Origin of the sequence: Rhizobium sp. EC-SD404 (assembly GCF_902498825.1) — a bacterium.
Classification (GTDB): Bacteria; Pseudomonadota; Alphaproteobacteria; order Rhizobiales; family Rhizobiaceae; genus Georhizobium.
In genome coordinates this window covers 3,306,810-3,328,962 of record NZ_LR701459.1, presented here as the reverse complement: position 1 = coordinate 3,328,962, position 22,153 = coordinate 3,306,810, and the positions used below count along the sequence as shown (strand labels likewise).

At 63.4% G+C, this 22,153-nt stretch carries 19 protein-coding genes and 1 tRNA gene; 13 read left to right on the top strand and 7 right to left on the bottom strand.

Translation table 11 applies throughout. From position 1 onward, the window contains the following. Positions 1-11 precede the first annotated feature (11 nt). Entirely contained in the window at positions 12-2,138 is a 2,127-nt protein-coding gene (locus GC125_RS16845) for a DUF294 nucleotidyltransferase-like domain-containing protein (protein ID WP_151986704.1), read from the bottom strand. Positions 2,139-2,192: 54 nt separating this feature from the next. Then, positions 2,193-2,675 (bottom strand): disulfide bond formation protein B, encoded by a 483-nt coding sequence (locus tag GC125_RS16840; protein ID WP_286165552.1) that lies wholly within the window; start codon positions 2,673-2,675, stop codon positions 2,193-2,195. A gap of 218 nt (positions 2,676-2,893) precedes the next feature. Here GC125_RS16840 and GC125_RS16835 point away from each other — a divergent pair. The 3 genes from GC125_RS16835 (at position 2,894) to GC125_RS16825 (ending at position 7,500) form a co-directional block, all read left to right on the top strand. Continuing rightward, positions 2,894-2,978 (top strand) — tRNA-Leu (locus GC125_RS16835). Positions 2,979-3,118: 140 nt separating this feature from the next. Further along, entirely contained in the window at positions 3,119-5,785 is a 2,667-nt protein-coding gene (locus GC125_RS16830) for a bifunctional diguanylate cyclase/phosphodiesterase (protein ID WP_151986703.1), read from the top strand. 68 nt (positions 5,786-5,853) lie between these two features. After that, on the top strand, positions 5,854-7,500 hold the full coding sequence (locus GC125_RS16825; protein ID WP_151986702.1) for an AMP-binding protein: 1,647 nt from the start codon (positions 5,854-5,856) through the stop codon (positions 7,498-7,500). Positions 7,501-7,559: 59 nt separating this feature from the next. Here GC125_RS16825 and GC125_RS16820 read toward each other — a convergent pair whose 3' ends face one another. From GC125_RS16820 to secA, 3 genes are all read right to left on the bottom strand, one after another. Beyond that, complete coding sequence (locus GC125_RS16820; RefSeq protein WP_151986701.1) at positions 7,560-8,852, bottom strand: GNAT family N-acetyltransferase; 1,293 nt, start codon at positions 8,850-8,852, stop codon at positions 7,560-7,562. Continuing rightward, the gene (locus tag GC125_RS16815; protein ID WP_151986700.1) at positions 8,852-10,264 is read right to left on the bottom strand and encodes a lipopolysaccharide biosynthesis protein; all 1,413 of its coding nucleotides are present in this window, start codon (positions 10,262-10,264) and stop codon (positions 8,852-8,854) included. The genes GC125_RS16820 and GC125_RS16815 overlap by 1 nt, the downstream gene beginning before the upstream one ends. Positions 10,265-10,426: 162 nt before the next feature. Continuing rightward, a complete protein-coding gene (gene secA / locus GC125_RS16810) occupies positions 10,427-13,144 on the bottom strand; it encodes a preprotein translocase subunit SecA (RefSeq protein WP_151986699.1) in 2,718 nt (905 codons plus the stop codon). 250 nt (positions 13,145-13,394) lie between these two features. Here secA and GC125_RS16805 point away from each other — a divergent pair, with 250 nt between their 5' ends. From GC125_RS16805 to GC125_RS16780, 6 genes are all read left to right on the top strand, one after another. After that, positions 13,395-14,405 (top strand): peptidylprolyl isomerase, encoded by a 1,011-nt coding sequence (locus GC125_RS16805; RefSeq protein ID WP_151986698.1) that lies wholly within the window; start codon positions 13,395-13,397, stop codon positions 14,403-14,405. A gap of 91 nt (positions 14,406-14,496) precedes the next feature. Further along, on the top strand, positions 14,497-15,729 hold the full coding sequence (argJ, locus tag GC125_RS16800) for a bifunctional glutamate N-acetyltransferase/amino-acid acetyltransferase ArgJ (protein ID WP_151986697.1): 1,233 nt from the start codon (positions 14,497-14,499) through the stop codon (positions 15,727-15,729). Beyond that, positions 15,710-16,486 (top strand): GNAT family N-acetyltransferase, encoded by a 777-nt coding sequence (locus GC125_RS16795; protein ID WP_151986696.1) that lies wholly within the window; start codon positions 15,710-15,712, stop codon positions 16,484-16,486. Before argJ ends, GC125_RS16795 begins: the two co-directional genes overlap by 20 nt. Beyond that, complete coding sequence (mutT, locus tag GC125_RS16790; RefSeq protein WP_151988025.1) at positions 16,479-16,919, top strand: 8-oxo-dGTP diphosphatase MutT; 441 nt, start codon at positions 16,479-16,481, stop codon at positions 16,917-16,919. The genes GC125_RS16795 and mutT overlap by 8 nt, the downstream gene beginning before the upstream one ends. Positions 16,920-17,136: 217 nt before the next feature. After that, positions 17,137-17,448, top strand: a complete 312-nt coding sequence (locus tag GC125_RS16785) for a hypothetical protein (RefSeq protein WP_151986695.1) — start codon at positions 17,137-17,139, stop codon at positions 17,446-17,448. A gap of 108 nt (positions 17,449-17,556) precedes the next feature. After that, the gene (locus GC125_RS16780) at positions 17,557-17,736 is read left to right on the top strand and encodes a Flp family type IVb pilin (protein ID WP_151986694.1); all 180 of its coding nucleotides are present in this window, start codon (positions 17,557-17,559) and stop codon (positions 17,734-17,736) included. 7 nt (positions 17,737-17,743) lie between these two features. On the opposite strand, the gene GC125_RS16775 is transcribed toward GC125_RS16780, so the two are convergent. Further along, positions 17,744-18,625 (bottom strand): methyltransferase domain-containing protein, encoded by an 882-nt coding sequence (locus GC125_RS16775; RefSeq protein WP_151986693.1) that lies wholly within the window; start codon positions 18,623-18,625, stop codon positions 17,744-17,746. Positions 18,626-18,702: 77 nt separating this feature from the next. Here GC125_RS16775 and GC125_RS16770 point away from each other — a divergent pair, with 77 nt between their 5' ends. From GC125_RS16770 to GC125_RS16755, 4 genes are all read left to right on the top strand, one after another. Beyond that, on the top strand, positions 18,703-19,473 hold the full coding sequence (locus tag GC125_RS16770; protein ID WP_151988023.1) for a ComF family protein: 771 nt from the start codon (positions 18,703-18,705) through the stop codon (positions 19,471-19,473). Between the two features lie 80 nt (positions 19,474-19,553). Further along, complete coding sequence (gene grxC / locus GC125_RS16765) at positions 19,554-19,814, top strand: glutaredoxin 3 (protein ID WP_151986692.1); 261 nt, start codon at positions 19,554-19,556, stop codon at positions 19,812-19,814. 4 nt (positions 19,815-19,818) lie between these two features. Further along, a complete protein-coding gene (locus tag GC125_RS16760) occupies positions 19,819-20,679 on the top strand; it encodes a carbon-nitrogen hydrolase family protein (RefSeq protein ID WP_151986691.1) in 861 nt (286 codons plus the stop codon). Beyond that, positions 20,676-21,107 (top strand): DUF1178 family protein, encoded by a 432-nt coding sequence (locus tag GC125_RS16755; protein ID WP_151986690.1) that lies wholly within the window; start codon positions 20,676-20,678, stop codon positions 21,105-21,107. Before GC125_RS16760 ends, GC125_RS16755 begins: the two co-directional genes overlap by 4 nt. Before the next feature lie 96 nt (positions 21,108-21,203). Here the strand turns inward: GC125_RS16755 and ubiG are convergent, their stop codons facing one another. Next, complete coding sequence (gene ubiG, locus GC125_RS16750; RefSeq protein ID WP_151986689.1) at positions 21,204-21,995, bottom strand: bifunctional 2-polyprenyl-6-hydroxyphenol methylase/3-demethylubiquinol 3-O-methyltransferase UbiG; 792 nt, start codon at positions 21,993-21,995, stop codon at positions 21,204-21,206. Between the last annotated feature and the right edge of the window lie 158 nt (positions 21,996-22,153).

Genomic DNA, 22,153 nt, shown 5'->3' with positions numbered 1-22,153 from the left:
TCGTCGCGACGTCAGCGGGGCTGGGCAGTGACCAGCCCTCGGAATATATTGGGGACGCTCTCCACCAGCTTCAGCGCTGCCTTCAGCCGCGCAGCCTGAGACGGCGTGAGGCGATCGACCACGACCTTGTTCGAAACGGGAATGCCGTCTGCAAGATCCCGCGATTGCTGGGCGAGCATCAAGCCGAGAATGAACCGGTGCGCATCAAGGAGCGCGGTCAGCTGTTCTTCCGAGCCGATGCCGCGAGCGATCAGACCCTCCAAACGCAATTCGGTGCGGCGGTGGCGGATATCGTGGCGGATGGCCAACGCCCGGGCAAGGGTCACGATCGGGAACAGCCCGTGCTTCTTGAGGTCGATCCGGCCATCGATCGACTTCAGCCGCCCGAACATCCCGAACACGGGTGTGAACTCGCCGAGCTGGTCGCCGAGAAGCTTGGCGAAGGGTCGGTGCTCATGGGCGGAGGTCAGCGCATCGTCGAGAAGCCGCGCGGCAAGCGGCTGGCTGCCGTGGACCGCGCGCATGTCGAAGAAGATATCCACATTGAGCAGATCTTCCGGCTCCGAACGTCCGATCCAGTGCGCGACCCTTCGGTGCCAGGCGGCGAGCGAACCGCGCCATTGCGGGTTCTTAGCCATGACGCCGCCCTTGCAATAGACGATACCGGCCGTGTCGAGCGTCTTGGCGACCCTTTCGCCCAGCTCGGCAAACCATTCGTCTTCCGGGCCACCTGGTTCGCCCTGCTGATAGACGATCGCATTGTCCTGATCGGCAGCAAGCAGGCTTTCACCCCGGCCGCCCGATCCCAGCACGAGAAACGCGTAGGGCGTCGGCGGAGCGCCGAGACCTTCCTCCAGCATCTCTGCTTCCGCCAGAACGGCGGCGCGGCGCGTGACGATGCGGAGCTCCTCCGAAACGATGCCGGCGAGGATGCGCGGATCGATGTCTTCGGCGAGCAGGCGGTTGGTGACGCCGGGCAACATTGCCCAGGCTTTGGCGATGTCGGCGGCATTGTTGGCCGCTTCGATCGCATCGTCGAGCCGGATGGCGGCACTGCCGCGCAGCTTCAGGAGATCGCGCGCGGAAATGATGCCCGTCAGCCGATCTTCATGATTGCGCACCGCCAGATGCCGGATTTGTTGGCGTTCCATGCGGCCGATGGCGCGATAGACGAACGATTCCTCGGCAACCGAGATCAACGGGCGCGTCGCGATGGCATCGATGGGCATCTCGAGCGCAGCCGCGCCGTGGGTGACCACGAGGCGGAGCATGTCGCGCTCGGTGACGATGCCATATTCCTGGACCGTGCCGCCGGGCTTGCCCTCCGGGGAGACGAGGACGGAGCTGATCTTGCGCTCCGCCATTAGCGTCATGGCAAAATCCACCCGCTGATCGCCGGCGACGATGACAAGCTCTGCGGAAGCGATCTGGCCGACGCGATGCCGGTAGGCATAGGGGTCGACCGCCGCGAGCGAAGGATGGTCGCCCGGTTCCATCACCGGGCGCGTCCAGCCGGCGCGGTCATGCGACGTCATCTGCTCGTTGAGGCCGAGGCTTGCCCGCTCCGCCTCGGCAAGCGTGCGGACACCCTGATCGGCGAGCTTGGGCAGAAGGGCAATGAAGATGGCCGCCGCCGCTCGCGCATCGCCGATAGCACTGTGGCGCCCGACGATCTCGACGCCGAGCCAGGTGGCGATCGTTTCCAGTGCATGGTCGGGCAGATTGGGATTGGCAAAGGCCGCAAGCGTTCGCACGCAGAGCGAGCGCGGCCGCCGCCAGGTCAGGCCGGTGCGGCTCGCTTCCTTGGCCATGATGGCGAGATCGAAGCCGATGGAATAGCCGATGATCGGCCGCTCGCTGCGGTAGGCTTCCAGATGGCCGAGGGCGACGGCGAAAACCGGCGCATCCCTGACCATGCTGTCGCTGATGCCGTGGATCGCGGTGGAACTGGAAGGGATCGCCATGCGGGGATCCACCAGGCTTTCATAGCGGTCGTCTTCAATGATCGCACCGCCCGATACGCCGATGGCGGCCATTTGTACGATGCGCGCAACTTTGGTGTCGAGGCCGGTGGTCTCGCTGTCGAATACGATGGCATCGAGTGCCTTGAGCGGCGTTGCACCGGTTGCTGCCTTCATCGTTCTTGCCGTGGACCTTTCACCGGTGAAGCCAGGAGGACAGGCGGTCTTTGCTCAGCGCGCCCGGACGAAGGCGCCTTTGAGCGCGATGGCGAAGAGCCCGATGCTGGCGATGACGTTCCAGCCCGCAAAGGAAAGACCGAGCACGCGCAAAGCAGCGTCGGCGCATGACGGTGGGCGCAAGGAGTTCAGGTCGTTCAGCAGGCTGCCTGCATCCATGCTCACGGCACCGCCGCCGCACGCCACGGGACCTGCCCACCATCCCCACTCGACGCCGGAGTGATAGGCGCCCAACCCGGCGCCGTAAGCCATCAATGCAGCAGCGACCAGGAACAGCGCCCGCGTCACCATCGCCGGCCAGCGCATCGTCGCCGACAGAAGGGTAAGCAGCGCGATGGGAATGCCGACGTAATAGGGCGTGCGCTGCTGCAGGCAGAGCGCGCAAGGGATGAAGCCGCCGATATGCTCGAAGGCGAGGGCGCCGCCGACGACAAGCGCCATGCCCAGTGCGAGTGCGCCCGCCAGTATCGGGCGCATATCTCGCCCCATGCGCCTGTCGAGTGGATTTCCGTGTGCCATTTCGTGCCGATCCGCATCGTTGATTGCCGCCTTCTAACATGCCGATGGCCGAAAATCGAAGCACCCATCGATGCCGCAGGCAAACGTGCCGACAGGATCCAAATCACCCCTCACGGCATCGAATTGGGACTGGACTGGCTGCGTCGCTCGTGGCAGATATCGCCTCGTCACGCGATGCGGGTGTGGTGGAATTGGTAGACGCGCCGGACTCAAAATCCGGTTCCGAAAGGATTGTCGGTTCGAGTCCGACCACCCGCACCACCGTTGTCCCAAGACTTGCACGATATGACACGTGGCCAGTTCTTCCCTCTCCGACGTTTCAAAGTATTAAGTTCTCGCCCCTAGTCTCTCTCCATGGGGACATTCGCCGCTGGATGTCCGGGCATTCGCGGGACAGCATCATGGGGGCTTGGAGAGCGGTCGGCTACCGCGTGAAATCCAGTCAGTTTGCCGCAATCGTTGCGTTTGCGGTCCTCATCGCGGCCGGCATTTATGCCGAACACCAGAACAACGTCGTCTTCATGCAGAAGCAGCGCGCCGAGGTGGCCGAGCGGCTGTCCGTGGTCCGCGCAAAGCTCGAAGGCGGCATCAATGCCAATACCCAGCTCGTGCGCGGCCTCGTCGCGGTCATCACCAGCGAGCCGGACATGGATCAGACCCGCTTCGCACAACTGGCCAGCGAACTGATCGATGACAACTCGCAGGTGCGCAACATCGCCGCCGCGCCGGATCTCGTCGTCAAGCTGATGCATCCCGTGCGCGGCAACGAAAAGGCGATCGGTCTCGATTATCGCACCATGCCTGCCCAACGAGATGCCGCGCTGCGCGCCCGCGATACCGGCGGCCTCGTTCTCGCCGGCCCGGTCGATCTTGTTCAAGGCGGACAGGGTCTCATCGGCCGCTACCCGGTTTTCATCCGGGACGACAATGGCCGCCGCCGCTTCTGGGGCATCGTCGCCGCGGTGCTCGATCTCGAGGCGCTCTATACGGCCAGCGGGCTGACGGCCGACTTGCCGATCGACATCGCCATCCGCGGCAAGGACGGGCTCGGCGAACAGGGCGACCTCTTCTACGGGAATCCGGAAATCCTGTCCCAGCAGCCGGAGACCATGTCGGTCGTGCTGCCGACCGGCGCCTGGGTGATTTCCGCCATACCCAACGATGGATGGGCCACCACGCCGCCCAACACCTGGATCATTCGCGCCATCTTCGCGGCTGCATCGATCCTGATCGTCGTGCCGATCGTGATGTCGGGCCGCCTCGTCGACGAACGTCAGCGCCACATCCAGGAGATGCGGCGACGCGAGGAGGAGATGGAGCGTCTGTCCCACCGCCTCGAACTCGCGCTCGACGCCTCCAAGATCGGCATCTGGGAGATCGATGCGAAGACGGGCGAACTCTACTGGGACGACCGGATGAAGGAGCTTTACGGGGTCCGGCCGGAAGACGACATCAACGATTTCGAGCGCTGGCTCGACTGCATCCATCCCGACGATCTGGAGCAGGCGACGGCAGCATTCCGGCGCGTGCTCGACGGGGGCGAGCGCTACGAATCCGAATTCCGGTCCGGGCAGTCGGTCAGCTATTGCCGCCACATCCGGGCGATCGGCTCGGCCTATATCCACTCCAATGGCGGAAGGCGCATCGTCGGCGTCAACTGGGACGTTTCGGCCGATCTGGAATTGAACGCCCGCCTGAAGCTCGCCCGCGACCTCGCCGAAGCGCGCACCTCCGCGCTCGAGGAAGCCAAGGCGCAGATGGAGCACAACGCCAACCACGATCCACTGACCGGGCTCCCGAACCGGCGCTATCTTGACCGGATCCTGAGCGAAGGCGGCGATGGCGGACGATTGCCATCGGCGCTGATCCACCTCGACCTCGACCGGTTCAAGCAGATCAACGACACGCTCGGCCATGCGGCGGGCGATGAGACTCTGCGCCACGCGGCCGGCATTCTCAGGGCGAATGTCCGCGAGCAGGATTTCGTGGCCCGCATCGGCGGCGATGAATTCGTTGTCGTCACCATGGGCCCGACGAGCGCCGCGTGCCTCGCGGCCTTGGCGATGTCGATCATCGAGGCGATGCGGCAGCCTTTCACGTACCAGTCGCAGGACTGCCGTGCGGGTGTGAGCGCTGGCATCGCGCTTGCGGCGCCCGGGGATCGGAATGGCCGGCAATTGCTGGTCAATGCCGATATCGCGCTTTACGAAGCCAAGAGCCGTGGCCGCAACCGGTATGAATTCTTCACCGAAGCGCTGCAGACGGCCGTCATTGCCGGCAAGAAGACGGCCGACGAAATCCTGCGCGGCCTGGAACGCGACGAGTTCGTGGCCTGGTATCAGCCCCAGTTCGACGCAACCTCACTTGCTGTGGTCGGCGCCGAGGTACTCGTGCGCTGGCGCCATCCGGAACGGGGCATCCTCCCGCCGGCTGCCTTCCTCGACACCGCCGAAGACATCAACGTCATGGCCGCGATCGATCAGCGCGTGCTGGATCAGGCGATGTTCCAACTGCTTCGCTGGCGCGCGCAGGACATCGCGGTGCCGCGCATCTCGGTCAATGTCTCGTCGGCACGACTGCATGACGAGAATCTGATCGAAGGGCTGAAGCAATTGAACTTCCAGCCTGGCGATCTCGCCTTCGAGCTTCTGGAATCGACCTTTCTGGACGATGGCAAGGAGATCGTCGCGAGAAACATCGCAGGCCTCAAGGATCTGGGCATCGACATCGAGATCGACGATTTCGGCACGGGCTATGCCTCGATCGTCAGCCTCGTCAATCTCAAGCCGAAACGCTTCAAGATCGACCGCCAGCTCATCATGCCGATCACGAAGTCCGAGACGGCCCGCAATCTCGTGTCGTCGATGATCGATATCGGGCAGTCGCTGCAGATCGAGGTCGTGGCGGAAGGCGTGGAAACCATGGAGCACGTATCCATCCTGCGCCGGCTCGGCTGCAGCTCTCTTCAGGGTCACGTGTTCGCGCGCCCGATGTCCGGGGATGATCTCTCCGCCTATCTCGTCGCCTATCAGCGCGAGGGCAATGCGGAGGCGATCGGCGCGGCCTGAACCCGCCCTTGCCATCCGCCGTCTTTGAGCGTTTAAGCTGCTGCCCAAAATTAAGGCGGACGACTGAAATGCTCGACGAAGGCCAAACCTACGAAGAGGCCGTGACCGGCTTTGAATGGCATGTGCCAGACGATTTCAACATTGCCGAATACGTGTCCGCGCGGTGGGCGCGCAGCGAGCCGGAGCGGGTCTGCCTCCAGCATTTCGATATCGGCGGTAACCACGCAGCGTTGACCTATGCGGAACTCGATGAGCGGGCATCGGCGCTGGCGCGGGCTTTGAAAGCGAACGGCGTCTCGCGCGGGGACCGCGTCGCAATTCTTCTGCCGCAGAGCTTCGAGACCGCGATCGCCCATGTCGCAATCTACAAGATGGCGGCGATCGCCGTGCCGTTGGCGCTGTTGTTTGGGCAGGATGCGCTCAGCTATCGTCTTGCCGCCTGCGGTGCGCGCGCGATCGTGACGAACGCGATGGGTGTCGCAAAGCTCGAGCCGCTGCGCGACGCCTTGCCCGATCTCAAGACCGTGATCGTGACCGGCGATGCGGTCGAAAGCCCGGCGCTCAGCTTCGACGAACTCTTGAAGGCGCATCGGGATGGAGCGCCCGTCGACGAGCCGACAACGGGCGATACGCCGGCACTGATGGTGTTCACCTCCGGCACGACAGGGCCGCCCAAAGGCGCGCTGCACGGGCACCGCGTCCTGATCGGGCATCTGCCGGGCGTGCAAATGCACCATGAATTCTTGCCTCAGCCCGGCGACCGTCTGTGGACCCCGGCCGATTGGGCCTGGGCGGGTGGCCTGCTCAACGTGCTCTTGCCGGGGCTTTATTTCGGTGTTCCGGTGGTGTCGACGCCGGCGCAGAAATTCGATCCCGATCTGGCGTTCCGCATCATGGCGGACCTCGACGTGCGCAACGCCTTCATTCCGCCGACGGCGCTCCGAATGCTGCGCAGCGTGGTGCGCCCGGCCGAGACATACAGCCTGAACCTGAGGACAATCGGCTCGGGCGGTGAATCGCTCGGCCGCGAAACGTTCGAATGGGGCAGGCGCGAACTCGGCGTGACGATCAACGAATTCTACGGCCAGACCGAGTGCAATCTCGTGCTCGCCTCCTGCGCCAGGATCGGGATTTCGCGGTCCGGCGCGATCGGCAAAACCGTGCCGGGGCACCGCGTCGCCGTCATCGATGCGGATGGCAACCCTTGCGCGCCCGGCACGCCCGGCCAGATTGCGATCATGCGGCCGGACCCGGTCATGTTCCTCGGCTACTGGAACGACGAGGCGGCGACGGAACGCAAATTCATCGGCGACTGGATGACGACCGGCGACCAGGGCGTGATGAGCGAGGACGGCTATGTCGAGTTCTTCGGCCGCGACGACGACGTCATCACATCGGCCGGCTATCGCATCGGCCCCGGCGAGGTGGAGGATTGCCTCCACGCGCACGAGGCGATCGCGCTGGCCGCAGCCGTCGGCAAGCCGGACCCGATCCGCACGGAAGCCGTGAAGGCCTATGTCGTTTTAAAACCCGGCTTCGAAGCCTCGGAGAAGCTCGCGAGCGAGATCACCGCTTGGGTCAAGACCCGGCTGTCGGCCCATGAATACCCGCGCGAAGTCGCGTTCGTGGACAGCCTGCCGCTGACGACGACCGGCAAGGTCATTCGACGCGAGTTGCGCCAAAGAGCGATCGAGGAAGCGGCTGCCGGCGCCTGATCGCACGCTCTAGAGCGTTTCCATGCGAAGCGGTCACCGTTCGGAATGGCGAAAATGCCCTAGCGCTTTGCGGCGGACTTGCGGCGGGCGAGCGCGCGCACGCGCTCCCGCAGGATGCGGGCGACGTTGCGGGTGTTTCGGTAGAGGTGCAGCTGGCGCGCGACCTGGCGAACCTGGCGGTCGGCTCGTCCATCGAGCCCGATGATCATCGTCGCCATGCGCTCGCGCTCTTCCCAGAGCCTGCTGGCAATCGGATGATCCGGCACCGCGCAGGAATCCGTCATCTGAATGTTCGGGTCGTCGAGGTGCTGTTCGGTCAGCTTCCAGAAGAGAAGCTTGCCCGGCGAAGACGCAGCGAACCGCTCGTCATAGGCAGTCTTCCAGGTGAAAGCCTGGCCGGCGATCACGAACACGACCATCACGGCAATGGCCCGGCCATCGAATTCGAGCACGTGGATGCGTGCATTGTCGTTTTCGGCCTGGTTGGTCACGGCCTCCCGCGCGAAAGCCGCCCGGTAGCGATCCGACACCATCGCGCTCCGCCGCTGGCCTTTCCAGCCGCTAGCTTCGAGTGCGAGAAACTGTTCGAGCCCGATGCGCACATCCAGGGGCTGGCGCGCGACCTTGTGGACGAGCGTGCCCTGCGCAGCAAGATGGCGCCACTGCCGACGCATGTCCTTCAAGTGCCGGCCGCTGATCGCGCCGCGCAGATAGCGCTCCGGCTCTTCGCTCGAACGCAGCACCGGACGGTCGACCGCTTCGGTCGTTTCCACCGTCAGCCCGCGAGCGAGCGCAACGGCGCGCAGCAGTTCGGCCGCCGGACCATCGATGCGCATGTCCGGCAAAACCAGCACGTTCGGCATCTGCGTGTCTTCGCCGGCCAAGGCTTCCAGGAAATTGTCGAGCGTTTCCGCAGCACCTTCCGCGTCGATCAGCGGTGTGCCGAGGGGGCCGAACGGATGCGACCAGGCGCGGATGATCGAGGGACCGACGGAAAAGCCGGGACGTTCGATCGAAAAAGGCATGACCATGCGCAAGCGACTGCGCCCCGGTGCTTCATCCCGAATGAGCAGCAGCCGCACCTGACGGTCATCGAGCCGCGGCATGGCCGGCGCGAGGAAACGGCCGGTGAAGAAGACGTTCGGCTCGATCATCCGATTGGCGAGAAAATCGAGCTCCGTCTGGAGATCGTAGCCGGCACGCGCGGGATAGACGCACATCTGGCGGCCGGGCCGTCCGATGTCGATCGCGAGTTCCGGCGGGGGACGCGTGATCGGCGTCTCGGCCAGCGCATCGATCAGCGTCGAAGCCTGCCCACCGATGTCGCCTTCGAAGAACGGATTGGACGCCATCAGCCGAGATCCTCTTCATGCGTTTGCCGGCGCGGCGCGAAGACGAACATCGCAATGCCGATCCGGTGGCGGACGACGAGAAACAACATGATGGCTTCGACCGTCATCGCCGTCGCAGTGGCCGCCGCAGCACCCTGAAGCCCGTAATGGGGAATGAGCGATACGGAGAGGCAGAGATGGGTGATCAAGACCAGAAGATAGATGAAGGCGCAGATCATCTGGTGACCGGCCATCGTCAACAGCACTTCACCCGGGCCGATCATCGCCTTGGCAAGGATGCCGGCGAAGAGAATCGCCATCAGGATCTGACCATCCGCGAAAGCCGGGCCGAACAGCGACAGCAGGAACGGTCCGGCCAGAAGCACCGCCGAGCCGAGCAACAGCGAAGGCCAGAATGTCCAGGCCGCAGTGCGCGAGGCGAAATTGGCGATGCCGACCGTATCGCCGGCACTGACCAGCTGTGAGAAGCGGGGCGATGCCCCGGCCTTGACCGCGTAATAGACGAAATGGACGAGTGCCATGGTCTTGGCGGCCGCGAAATAGACTGCGACCTGGTCCGGAGAAACGAAGAAGCCGACGATGATGACATCGGAATTCGTCAACAGAAAATAGAAGCCTTCGATGAAGAAGATCGGCAGCGCGACGACGAACCAGCGCGCGAAGGTGATGCTCTTGGTCGGCGAGGCGAAGCTGCGGCGCACCCGCATGGTGACGGCGAGATACTGGCCGAGCGTCGTCAGATAGGTCGCCACCAGTGCCGAGGCGAGCGCGGTTACCGCGGTCGGTTCGTAGCCCAGTGTTACCGCCGTCACCATCAAGATGATGATCAGGGTGGGGCGCAGAAGGAACGTGGCGCCATGGCCGAAGAAGGGCCAGTTGTTGGCGCGCGCCGTGCCGTCCAGCACGTCGCCGAGCGCGATCATGGGCAGCGTGAAGGCCGCTAGGTAGAAGGGCACGAGATAGTATTGGTCGACGCTCTTGCCGAAGATCGCCAGCCCGGCGAGGCCGAGCGTCGCGATCAACGTCGCCGAACCGACGGCGAAACGACGCGCGGTCTGCGTTAGCCCGAGGATCTCCGCATGCGCTTTCTGGTCCCGATAGCCGGGCAGAAAGCGGATGATCGCCGTGTGGAAACCGAAGCAGGAGAGGTTGCCGAAAATGACGGCGATCGCCCAGACGAACACGAAGATGCCGTACTGAAACTCGCCCATGAAGCGCGCGAGGATGATCTGCGACGAAAACGCGATGGCTGCGCTCAAGACCCGGATCGCGAATGCGACGAGCGCCATATATTCCGCAGCCGACTGATCGTCGCGCCGCGTCACGATCGCTTCCGCACGATCCAGCGCTGGCGCGAGCCGCGCGGTCACGCGCGGCGGCAGCCATTTCTCGGCACTGGTGATGACGGTCATGTCAATCGCGGATCCGGTGACGTTTCTGGTCGGCCTTTTCCATCGCATGCGACACGTTAAGGATCGGTTCCGCAGGCCCTATCGGATTGCTTGGATGTGGCCGAAAACGAAACGGCGCATCGGAGGATGCGCCGTTTGAAAAGATCACGATTCTGCGAGGGATCAGGCGACGGTCGCCTGTGCAAATGTTCCGTGGCAATGCTTGTATTTCTTGCCGGATCCGCACGGGCAGGGCTCGTTGCGCGCAACCTTGCCCCAGCTTTCCGGGTCGTCGGGGTTGCGGTTTTCCGGCGGGACATAGCCGAGATCGTCACCGCCGAATTCGTCTTCGCCGGTCGTCGCGTCGACGTGACGGGCCCGGCCTTCGGGAACCTGCGGCGTCTCGCGCGGCTCCTCGCGGCGAATTTCGACGCGCATCATCTGCGACGTCACCGCCTGGCGGAGGTTGCCGAGCAGTGCCTGGAAGAGTTCGAAGGCTTCCTGCTTGTATTCCTGCAGTGGATCACGCTGGGCGTAGCCTCGGAAGCCGATGACCGAGCGCAAATGGTCGAGATTGACGAGATGCTCGCGCCAGAGATTGTCGAGCGTCTGCAGGACGATCGACTTCTCGACATAGCGCATGACATCGACGCCGAACCGCTCGGTACGGTCGGCCGCTGCCTTGTCGGCCGCTTCGATCAGCCGCTCGCGGATGTCGTCTTCGGCGATGCCTTCTTCGGCCGCCCAGGCGTCGACGGGCAGGTCGAGATTGAGCTGCTTGCGCACATCTTCCTTGAGCGCTGCCGTATCCCACTGCTCAGCATAGGCATTTTCCGGAATGTACTTGTTGACGAGATCGTCGATCACGTCGTGGCGCATGTCCGTCACCGTCTCGGCGACATCGGGTGCGTCCATCAGTTCCAGACGCTGTTCGAAGATGACCTTGCGCTGGTCATTCATCACGTCGTCGTATTTCAGAAGGTTTTTGCGGATGTCGAAGTTTCGCGCTTCGACCTTCTTCTGCGCCCGCTCCAGCGCCTTGTTGATCCAGGGGTGGACGATCGCCTCGCCCTCCTGCAGGCCGAGCTTCGTCAGCATGCCTTCCATCCGGTCGGAGCCGAAAATGCGCATCAGATCGTCTTGCAGCGACAGGTAGAACTTCGAACGCCCCGGGTCGCCCTGACGGCCTGAGCGTCCGCGCAGCTGGTTGTCGATGCGGCGGCTTTCGTGGCGTTCGGTTGCAAGCACGTAGAGGCCGCCGGCTTCAAGTGCCGCTTCCTTGAGCTTTGCGACTTCGGCCTTGATTTCTTCCTCGCGGCGGGTGCGCTCCGGTCCTTCCGGCATGTCGGCAAGCTCGTGCTGAATGCGCATGTCGAGATTGCCGCCGAGCTGGATGTCGGTGCCGCGACCGGCCATGTTGGTGGCGATCGTGACGGCGCCCGGTTTGCCGGCCTGCGAAACGATGTAGGCTTCCTGCTCGTGATAGCGGGCGTTGAGAACCTGGAATTCCTTCAGCCCCTCCTTCTTGAGGAGTTCGGCGAGAAGTTCGGACTTTTCGATCGACGTGGTGCCGACCAGAACCGGCTGGTTGCGTTCGCGCGCAGCCTTGATCTCGGTGACGATCGCCTGGAACTTCTCCTCGAAGGTCCGGTAGACCTCATCGTCCTCATCGAGACGCTGGATCGGCAAATTGGTCGGGACTTCGATGACCGACAGGCCATAGATGTTGGCGAATTCCTCGGCCTCGGTGTTTGCCGTACCGGTCATGCCGCCGAGCTTGGAATACATACGGAAATAGTTCTGGAAGGTGATCGAGGCCAGCGTCTGGTTCTCGGGGTGGATCTTCACCTTTTCCTTGGCTTCCAGCGCCTGGTGCTGGCCTTCCGAGTAGCGGCGGCCCGGCATCATGCGTCCGGTGAACTCGTCGATGATCACGACTTCGTCGTTGCGGACGATATAGTCCTTATCGCGCTGGAAGAGCTTGTGTGCTTTGAGCGCGTTGTTCAGATGGTGAACGATCGAGACGTTCTCGATGTCGTAGAGGCCGGCGCCCTTCAACAGGCCGGCTTCGGCAAGGACCTGCTCCAGCTTCTCGGTGCCGGCTTCGGTGAACGTGACCGAACGCTGCTTCTCGTCGAGCTCGAAGTCCTCATCCGTCAACTGCGGAATGAACGTATCGATCTGCGCATAGAGGTCCGAGCGGTCGTCGAGCGGACCGGAAATGATGAGAGGCGTGCGTGCCTCGTCGATCAGGATGGAGTCGACTTCGTCGACAATCGCGAAATTGTGTCCACGCTGGACCATCTGCTTGCGATCATACTTCATGTTGTCGCGCAGATAGTCGAAGCCGAGCTCGTTGTTTGTCGCGTAGGTGATGTCGCAGGCGTAAGCCTCGCGGCGCTGGTCGTCGTTCATGTCATGGACGATGACGCCGACGCTGAGGCCGAGGAAGCGGTAAAGCCGGCCCATCCACTCGGAGTCGCGTTTGGCGAGGTAGTCGTTGACCGTCACCACATGCACGCCCTTGCCGGACAGCGCATTGAGATAGGTGGGCAGCGTGGCAACCAGCGTCTTGCCTTCGCCGGTCTTCATTTCGGCGATGGCGCGCTCGTGAAGGATCATGCCGCCGATCAGCTGCACGTCGAAGGGGCGCATGCCGAGAGCACGGCGAGCACCTTCTCGGGCTACCGCGAAGGCAGGGACGAGAACGTCGTCGAGCGTCTTGCCGTCGGCGAGTTCCTGCCTGAGGCTATCGGTGCGGCCACGCAATTCCTCGTCGGAAAGGGTCTTGAGCCCGTCTTCGAGGGCGTTGATCTGATCGACCCGCCCTTGAAATCCCTTGACCCTGCGATCGCTGGAGGAGCCGAAAAGTTTGCGGGCAAGGCCGCCGAAGCTGACCATGAAGATGGTCCTTTCCGTTGTTTTCTTGGCGCGGCGTCTTAGAAGGCCGGCGGGTCCGAAGCAGTGGGGTTCCAGGTCATAGCGACAGGCACGGCTTCTCCCGGCGGGAACTGGACGCGCGGTTTCGTGACAGATAAGAGGGGGGTTAATCGATGTCAACGGCGCCGCCACAGGCGGCCGTGCCTCAAAACGGTGCGTTTTCATGGCCATTGGACGATCAATCAATATCACAGGAAAGAGGCCTGGTTCAATGAAGCGTTATCTCTCACTCGCCCTTCTCGCGGCCTTGAGCGCCGGAACGGCACTTTCGTCGCCTTCGTTTGCGCAAACGGAGACGCCTGCCGTCGAGGGCGAAGCCCAAGCGCCTGCGGCCGATGCGGCGCCTGCGCCCGATACGGTTATTGCCACGGTCGATGGTCAGGACATTTACGAATCCGAACTCGAATATGCGATGTCGGACCTCGATCCGCAGTTCGAGCAGCTGCCGCCCGAGCAGCGTCGCGTCGCAGCGCTTGCCGCGCTGATCGACATCAAGCTTCTTGCGCGCCAGGCCGAAGAGTCCGGTCTCGGCGAGGGCGAGGAATTCCAGCGCCGGATCGATTTCCTGCGTGACCGCGCCCTGCACAATGCCTACTTCCAGGAAGAAATCCTGAACGGCATCACCGAAGAACAAGTCCGCGCACGCTACGATCAGGAGATCGAAGCGATGGACCCGGCCGAGGAAATCAATGCCCGCCACATCCTCGTCGAAAGCGAGGAAGCAGCGACGGCTTTGATCGAGGAGCTCGATGGCGGCGCCGACTTCGCCGAACTCGCAACCGAGAACTCGAGCGATGGCTCGGCAGCAAACGGCGGCGATCTCGGCTACTTCCAGCGCGGCCAGATGGTGCCGCCCTTCGAAGAAGCAGCCTTCGCGCTCGAGCCCGGCGCCTATACGGCTGAACCGGTCCAGAGCCAGTTCGGCTGGCACGTGATCAAGGTCGAAGACCGTCGTGATGCCGAGCCGCCGGCATTCGAGCAGGTCGCCGACCAGGTTCGTCAGGTCGTGCTGCGCGAGCGTTACCTCGAGATTCTCGAGGAGGCACGCGGTTCAGGCGCCGTCGAGATCGCCGATCCGGCGCTTGCCGAAGCCTACGCAGCCGCCAACGCGCCTGCTGGCGAGCCGGCCGGTGGTGAAGAGGCCCCTGCAACTGAGGAACCGGCAACTGAAGAACCGGCCGCTGAGGAACCCGCAGCTGAAGAAGCGCCGGCCGCTCAGTAAATAGCAATCGGATAGAGCCCGTAGGCGCTGCTGCGCCCGCGGGCTCTTTCTCACGTTCCGCAGTCGAATTTCAGCATCCCGGACAGTTTCGATGAGCACGACGATCTCGCCCCTGGCGCCCAAGGTCTATGCCGAATTGCCCCCGATCGCAGGCGCAAGGCTCGCGACCGCTGCGGCTGGCATCAAATACCGCGACCGCACCGATGTGATGGTGATGGTGTTCGATCGTCCGGCTTCGGTTGCCGGCGTATTCACGACATCGAAATGCCCGTCCGCGCCGGTGGAGTTCTGCCGGCAGAACCTGTCCCATGGGACCGCCCGCATTCTGGTCGTCAATTCCGGCAACGCGAATGCCTTTACCGGCAAGAAGGGCCGCGAGGCCACACGCCTTACGGCCAGCGCTGCGATCGATGCCGTCGGCTGCGCCGAAACGGACGTTTATCTGGCCTCGACCGGCGTGATCGGCGAGCCGCTCGATGCGACGAAATTCGCCGGCGTGCTCGGGGATATGGCAGAGCGCGCAAGCGCCGATGGGTGGCTTGGGGCTGCCAAGGCCATCATGACCACCGACACCTATCCGAAGGTTGCAACCCGCACGGCCGAACTCGGCGGCGTGCTGGTGACGATCAACGGCATGGCGAAAGGCGCGGGCATGATCGCCCCAGACATGGCGACGATGCTCTCCTTCATCGCGACCGATGCCGACATCGCTCCTGCTGCTCTGCAGAAGATCCTCTCCGATCATGTGGGCGCGACGTTCAATGCCGTGACGGTCGACAGCGACACCTCCACATCGGACACGCTGCTTGCCTTTGCTACGGGCGCTTCGGGCGGGCCCCGCATCGAGAGCGCGGACGATCCTCGGCTCGTCGATTTCCAGGAGGCGTTCCGCCAGCTCATGGCCGATCTCGCCCTGCAGGTCGTGCGTGACGGCGAGGGCGCGCGCAAGATGGTGGAGATCACCGTCGAAGGCGCCGAAACCGATGCTGCTGCCAAGCGCATCGCCTTTTCCATCGCCAATTCGCCGCTCGTGAAGACGGCGATCGCCGGCGAGGACGCCAATTGGGGTCGTATCGTGATGGCCGTTGGTAAGGCCGGCGAACAGGCTGATCGAGACCGCCTCGCGATCTGGTTCGGCGATATTCGCGTCGCCGTCGACGGCGAACGCGATCCCGCCTATTCGGAAGCGGCGGCCACCGCCGTCATGCGCCAGGAAGATATTTCAATCCGGGTAGAACTCGGCATCGGCGAAGGGCGCGCAACCGTCTGGACCTGCGATCTCACCAAGGAGTATGTCGCGATCAATGGCGACTACCGCAGTTGAACCCGATCTGGCGACGGTACGCAGGCTGGAGGCTGTCAGCTTCCGGGCCTGGCCTGCCGCGTCGGTGCGTTTCGATGGCGCCTGGCAGATCCGGCTCACCGCCGGCCATCCCTCCAGGCGGCTGAATTCGGTCAATCCTCTCGATCCGTCCGACCACCGGAACATCGAGGCCCGCGTCTCCAATGCCGCGCGTTTGTTCGACGCGTATGGCCGCCCCGCGGTCTTTCGCCTGTCACCGCTTTCTCCTGCCGCCCTGGATGACTACCTGGCCGCCAACGGCTGGGAAGAGGCGGGCGAGACGCTGGTGATGGCGGCGTCGATGGAGAACGTCGACCTTTCCGATGCGTTGGACCAGTTGCCGCTCCACGATGTCGGGCGCTACGTCGATGCCTCGCTGGCACTTCTGGATTCAGATCCTGGCCGCAAGGCCGGACTGAGCGAAGTCCTGAACGCAATCCGACCCTCCAAGGGCATGTTCGTCGCTGAAGACGCGGCCGGATCGCCGCTTTCGGCGCTGCTTTGCGTCCACGACAACGACCTTGCCGGATTGTTCGACGTGGCGACGCGGCCCGACGATCGCCGTCGCGGCCATGCCCGCAGCCTGATCAAAAGCGCTCTGCGCTGGGCGCGTCTGCGTGGCGCCCGCAGGGCATTTCTGCAGGTCGAAGCCGTCAATGATCCTGCCGTCGCGCTCTATCGGTCGCTCGGCTTTGCGGAGGTCTATCGCTATGTCTACCGGCAGCGCAGCCATGGTTGAAAAGGCTTCGGAGAGCTCTGAGCGACAGGGGAGTCGCATGCTTCTCGTTTCCGCCTGTGCGCTCGTCGATGCGGATGGCCGCATCCTCATCGCGCAGAGGCCGGAGGGTAAGGCGCTTGCCGGACTGTGGGAATTTCCCGGCGGCAAGGTCGAACCGGGCGAGACACCGGAGGAAACCCTGATCCGTGAACTCGCGGAAGAACTGGGCATCGTCACCCAGGTCGCCTGTCTCGCTCCGTTGACCTTCGCCAGCCACAGCTACGACGACTTTCACCTTCTGATGCCGCTCTACATCTGCAGGCGCTATGAGGGCATCGCCCGCGGATTGGAAGGCCAGGCGGTCAAATGGGTTCGCGCCAAGGCGTTGCGCGATTATCCGATGCCGCCCGCCGACGCGCCGCTGATCCCGACCTTGATCGATCTGCTCGGCTGAATGATCCCAACTGCGACAGCAATTAAGACAACGTGATCGCTCCCTGCCGCAATTGATGGTCGCGGCCATGTATCATTAATCAATCCTTTAGCCGCTTTCGCAAGAATGCGCGTGAACCGGGATGCCACATATGTGGTCAAACTTTGGTCGGGCAGCTGGATTGAGATACACCTTGTCGTCGAGGATTCGTCGAAGGCAGGCAGAACAGGGCAGAACGATGAGCAATAGCGAGTTTTGGCTTTCCGTCTCCACCGACGCTGACCGCAAGCAGAAGCGGGCCAGCGTTGGCCCGGTCCGCGTCGCGCTCTTGTTCGGCACGGTCGCAGTCGCGATGGCGCTTTTGCTGCCGCCGGTTCTGAACGGCGGGTCGCGCATGACGGCCTATAATCCCGGTATCGACACGATGGCGACGGGTTCGATCCCGAACGGCGATCGTGGGTCCAGGCAGTATACGCTTCGTCGCAGCATCGCCCAGGAACCCGGCTCCGTCTGTATTCTCCATTTTGGCGATACCGGCAGTCGTTGTTGAGCAAATACGCACACACAATTTAGCTGTTGTGTAACAATTGCGCTTTAATCTCGTCCGGTATGATCCAGGCCGGTCCACCGACAGGCCATGCCAAGAGGCCGAGCTGACATGACGATCCTCAAGCGTTTCTGGAGCGAGCGAAGTGGCGCGACGGCGATCGAGTATGGATTGATCGCCGGTCTCATTTCCATCGCCATTGTCGGCGGTGTCACCGGAACAGGGTTTAGCGTCCACAACCTCTATGGCAACGTCGCCAACGATGTGTCCGAAGCCATGAGCGGCGAATAGCTCGGCTTCATCCTTCCCCAGACGACGATTTCAGGACATCCGCGAGACTGACCGTCGCCGATCCCCGGCGGGCAGGCTTCTGCTGGCTTTCGTGCGGGCGCCAGCCGGACATGTGAATGATGCGAAATGTCGCGCGGATGCGCCCGTCCGGATCTGAAAACCGCTCCGCGTAAAGTTCGGCTGCGCGCAGGAACAGCGCCCGCGAAGCGGGACGACGGCTTCTCCCCGAAAGCGGGTTCGCCATGCCCATCGCCCTCAAATCCCGCATCAGCCCGAACATGTCGGAATAGCGCACAGTCAGCGTGTCCACATCCGTCACGGGCAGCGCAAAGCCCGCGCGTTGCATGAGTGCGCCCGCGTCGCGGATGTCCGGAAACGGGATCACGCGCGGCGCGGCGCCGCCTGAAAGCTCGCTTTCCGCTGCAATGAGCGACTCGCGCAACTCGCCGAGCGTACCGGCGCCCGGCATGGCGCCCAGAAACAGGCCGTCGGGCTTCAGGGCACGGTTGATCTGGATGAGAACGCCTGGAGTATCCTGCGTGAGATGCAGCGCGAGCGGCGAAACGATCAGGTCGGCCGTCTCCGGCTCGAGGGGAACCGTTTCCAGCGAGGCGACCTTCCCGTCCGAAACGCCGATCAGACCCGTATCTGTTTCGACGCGGATGAGCCGGTCGATGCTGCCGCCCGCCATAAGCCGTTCGCCGACAATCCCCGTATGGCCATGCAGTTCGACGGCGACAGGGAAGCGGCGGCTCACGGTCGCCAGCCGTTCGGCCAGATCCTCGGCGACGTGTCTCAGCAGGAAATCGGCACCCTCTGTCGCTCGGGCATGGGCCCGGCGGCGCTGCAGCGACAAGAACGCTTGATCGAATAGGGATTGGTCGGTCATCCGTTGCCTGTCTCAGGTTGCACTTGCTCGAGGCAACCCCCGTATACCGCGTGTCGCCGTTTCGCTATCTTGAAAAGATGGTGACGATCGATCCTTCAGGCCAGGTTCCAGTGCTGCGCAAACACGCTGGCGCGCTCTGGTCCCGTTTGGTGTCGCTCGTCTATCCGCCGGTCTGCCTCGGCTGCTCGGTCATCATGGCCCGCCACGGCGGTTTGTGTGCCACATGCTGGTCGAGCGCCGAATTCATCGAGCGACCTTTCTGCGAAATCCTCGGCGTGCCTTTTGCTCACGATCAAGGGGAGGGCGCGGTGTCGCCGGCAGCGTTCGCCGATCCGCCGGATTATCACCGGGCGCGGGCCGTGATGCTCTATGGGGATATCGCTGCGAGCCTCGTGCATCGGCTGAAATACAATGACCGCCTCGATCTCGCATCCATCATGGCCGCGTGGATGGTGCGCGCCGGGGATGGGCTGGTCGAGACGGCGGACGTCATCGTGCCGGTCCCCCTGCATCGCATCCGGTTGCTGTCACGACGCTACAACCAGTCGGCGGAACTCTCGCGAGCTTTGGCCAGGCTCACGGGAAAGCCCCACGGCGTCGGCTTGCTCGTGCGCCGCCGCCAGACCCGGCAGCAGGTGGGCCTCGGCGAAAAGGCGCGTCAGCGCAACGTGCGGGGTGCCTTCGTCGTGCCGGAAGCGAGCAAAGCGGATTTCGTCGGAAAGCGCGTTCTCCTAGTCGACGACGTCTACACGACGGGTGCCACGGTTAACGCGGCTGCACGCGCGCTGAAGCGTGCCGGCGTGGCCGATGTCACGGTTCTGACCTTTGCGCGCGTTCCCGACCCCTAAAGCCTTGCGTCGGCACCTTGCAGTGCGGGGCGGCTGGCCCCTATATCGATAAAGACACGCAAGAAAAGCCGGAGTGCATCATGCCGCCAGTCGTCATCTATACCCGCCAGTTCTGTGGCTTCTGCAGTGCCGCCAAGCGGTTGCTGGAGAGCAAGAACGTGGCCTTCGAAGAGCGCGATGCGACGTTCTCGAAGGAGCTTCGGGCTGAAATGATGCAGAAGGCCAACGGGCGCGCCACCTTTCCGCAGATTTTCATCGGCGATGTCCATGTCGGCGGCAGCGATGATCTTCATGCGCTGGAAAGCGACGGCAAGCTCGACCCGATGCTGAAGGCAGGCTGATCCCATGGCACGTTTCAAGGCCGCCGCCATCCAGATGCGTTCGGGCACGGAGCCCGGCGCCAACATCGAGACGCTGAGGCGTCTGGTGGGGGAGGCGGCAGACGCAGGTGCGACCTACGTGCAGACCCCTGAAATGACCGGCATGATCCAGAAGGATCGGGCGCGTCTTTTCGAGCAGCTGAAGCCTGAGACCGAAGACGATGTCGTTGCCGCAGGCCGCGAGCTTGCAAAGCGTCATGCGGTGCATCTGCACATCGGTTCAACCGCGATTGCTTTGGGTGACGGCAAGGTCGCCAACCGCGCGTTCGTCTTCGCACCGGATGGCTCGATCACAGCACGGTACGACAAGATCCACATGTTCGACGTCGATCTCGACAATGGCGAGAGCTGGCGGGAAAGCGCGGTCTATCGACCGGGCGAGGCAAGCTGCCTGGTCGATCTGCCGTTCGCGCGCATCGGGCTCGCAGTCTGCTACGATATCCGCTTCCCGCATCTGTTCCGGGATTTGGCGCTGGCAGGGGCGGATGTGCTTACCGCACCTGCCGCCTTCACGCGCCAGACGGGCGAAGCGCACTGGCACGTGCTCCAGCGCGCCCGCGCCATCGAAAACGGCGCCTATGTGATATCTGCGGCGCAGGGCGGTCTCCACGAAGACGGCCGGGAGACCTATGGCCACTCGCTGATCATCGACCCCTGGGGCCGCGTGATCGCGGAGGCCGATCATGACGAACCGGCTGTCATCGTCGCCGAGATCGATACCGCAGACGTTGCGGCGGCCCGGGCGAAGATCCCCAATCTCAAGAACGCGCGCGGCTATGCGAACGCAGCCGCGACCGATTTGGCTGAACAGCGGCAGACCGCATGATCAAATTTGCCTTGAGCTGCGAACGGGGCCACGCATTCGAGGCGTGGTTCGCCAAGAGCGCCGATTTCGACGACCAGTCGGCACGCAATCTCGTCTCGTGCCCGCAATGTGGCTCCAAGACGGTGACGAAGGCCCTGATGGCGCCGGCGGTCACGGGCACGCGCAAGGCCGGCAGCGCGATGCAGCCGCTGGCGATGAGCGCCGATCAGGCCGAGAAGCTGAAGAAAATCCGCGAGATGGTCAGCGCGATCCGGTCATCGTCCGAGGACGTGGGTGACCGCTTTCCCGAGGAAGCCCGCAAGATCCACTATGGCGAAACCGAGGAGCGCGGCATCATCGGGAGGGCCGCGCCCGACGAGGCGCGGGCGCTTCTCGAGGAGGGGATCGCCGTCGCGCCTCTTCCCCATTTCCCCGATGACGCAAACTAAAGCGTTTCCAGGTGAAGTGGAAACCGGTGCGCGCTCGGAAACGCGACGAATCAAAACTGAGAGTGATCGAGCAATTCGAAGAAAAGCGAAATCACTCTAAGTCGCTGGAGCCGCTGCAGTTTTCGGCCGCTCGGCCAGCACCATGTAGTTGACATCCATGTCGCGCGACAGGTTCCAGCTGTCGCTGATCGGGCTATAGAAGACGCCGGTCCGGTCGATGAGGTTCATCCCGGATGCCTCGATCGGGCGCTGCAATTCTTCTGGCCGCACGAGCTTTTCATACTGGTGCGTTCCCTTCGGCAACCAGCGCAGCACATATTCGGCGCCGACGATCGCAAGCGCTCCGGCCTTGAGCGTCCGGTTGATGGTGGCGACGAACATCAGTCCACCCGGCCGCACCATCGAGGCGCAGGTCGTCATGAAGAAATTCACGTCCGAGACGTGCTCGACGACTTCCATGTTGAGGATGATGTCGAACTTCTCGCCTTCGGCGGCAAGATGCTCGGCTGTGACCGCGCGGTAGTCGACCGTGACGCCGCTTTGAGCCGCGTGGATCTTGGCGACTTCGATGTTCGTTTCCGAAGCATCGGCGCCGACGACCTCAGCGCCCATGCGCGCCATCGGTTCGGACAGAAGCCCGCCGCCGCAGCCGATATCGAGCACGCGCAGTCCGTCGAGCGGCTTTGGCGAGCGCGCATCGCGCCCGAAATGGAGGCTCGCCTGGTCGCGGATATAGGTGAGGCGCACGGGGTTGAACTTGTGCAGTGGCTTGAACTTGCCGGTCGGGTTCCACCATTCACGCGCGAGCGCCGAGAAGCGGTCGACCTCGGCCTGGTCGATGCTGGATTGACGGCTACCGCCGTTGCTGCCCTCGGCTGCGATCGTCATGGCGCGTTCTCCTTGTGCTTGAGTGCCAAGTCGGGCGCGCATGGGAAGATGTCAAGCTCCGCGCGCTTCGAATGCTTGGGTTAAGCCCGTTCGAAGGCTGCTCGCCCGTTGCGGGACGTCTGCACTTGCGTTATGAGAGCCGCGTTTTCAGGCGACCT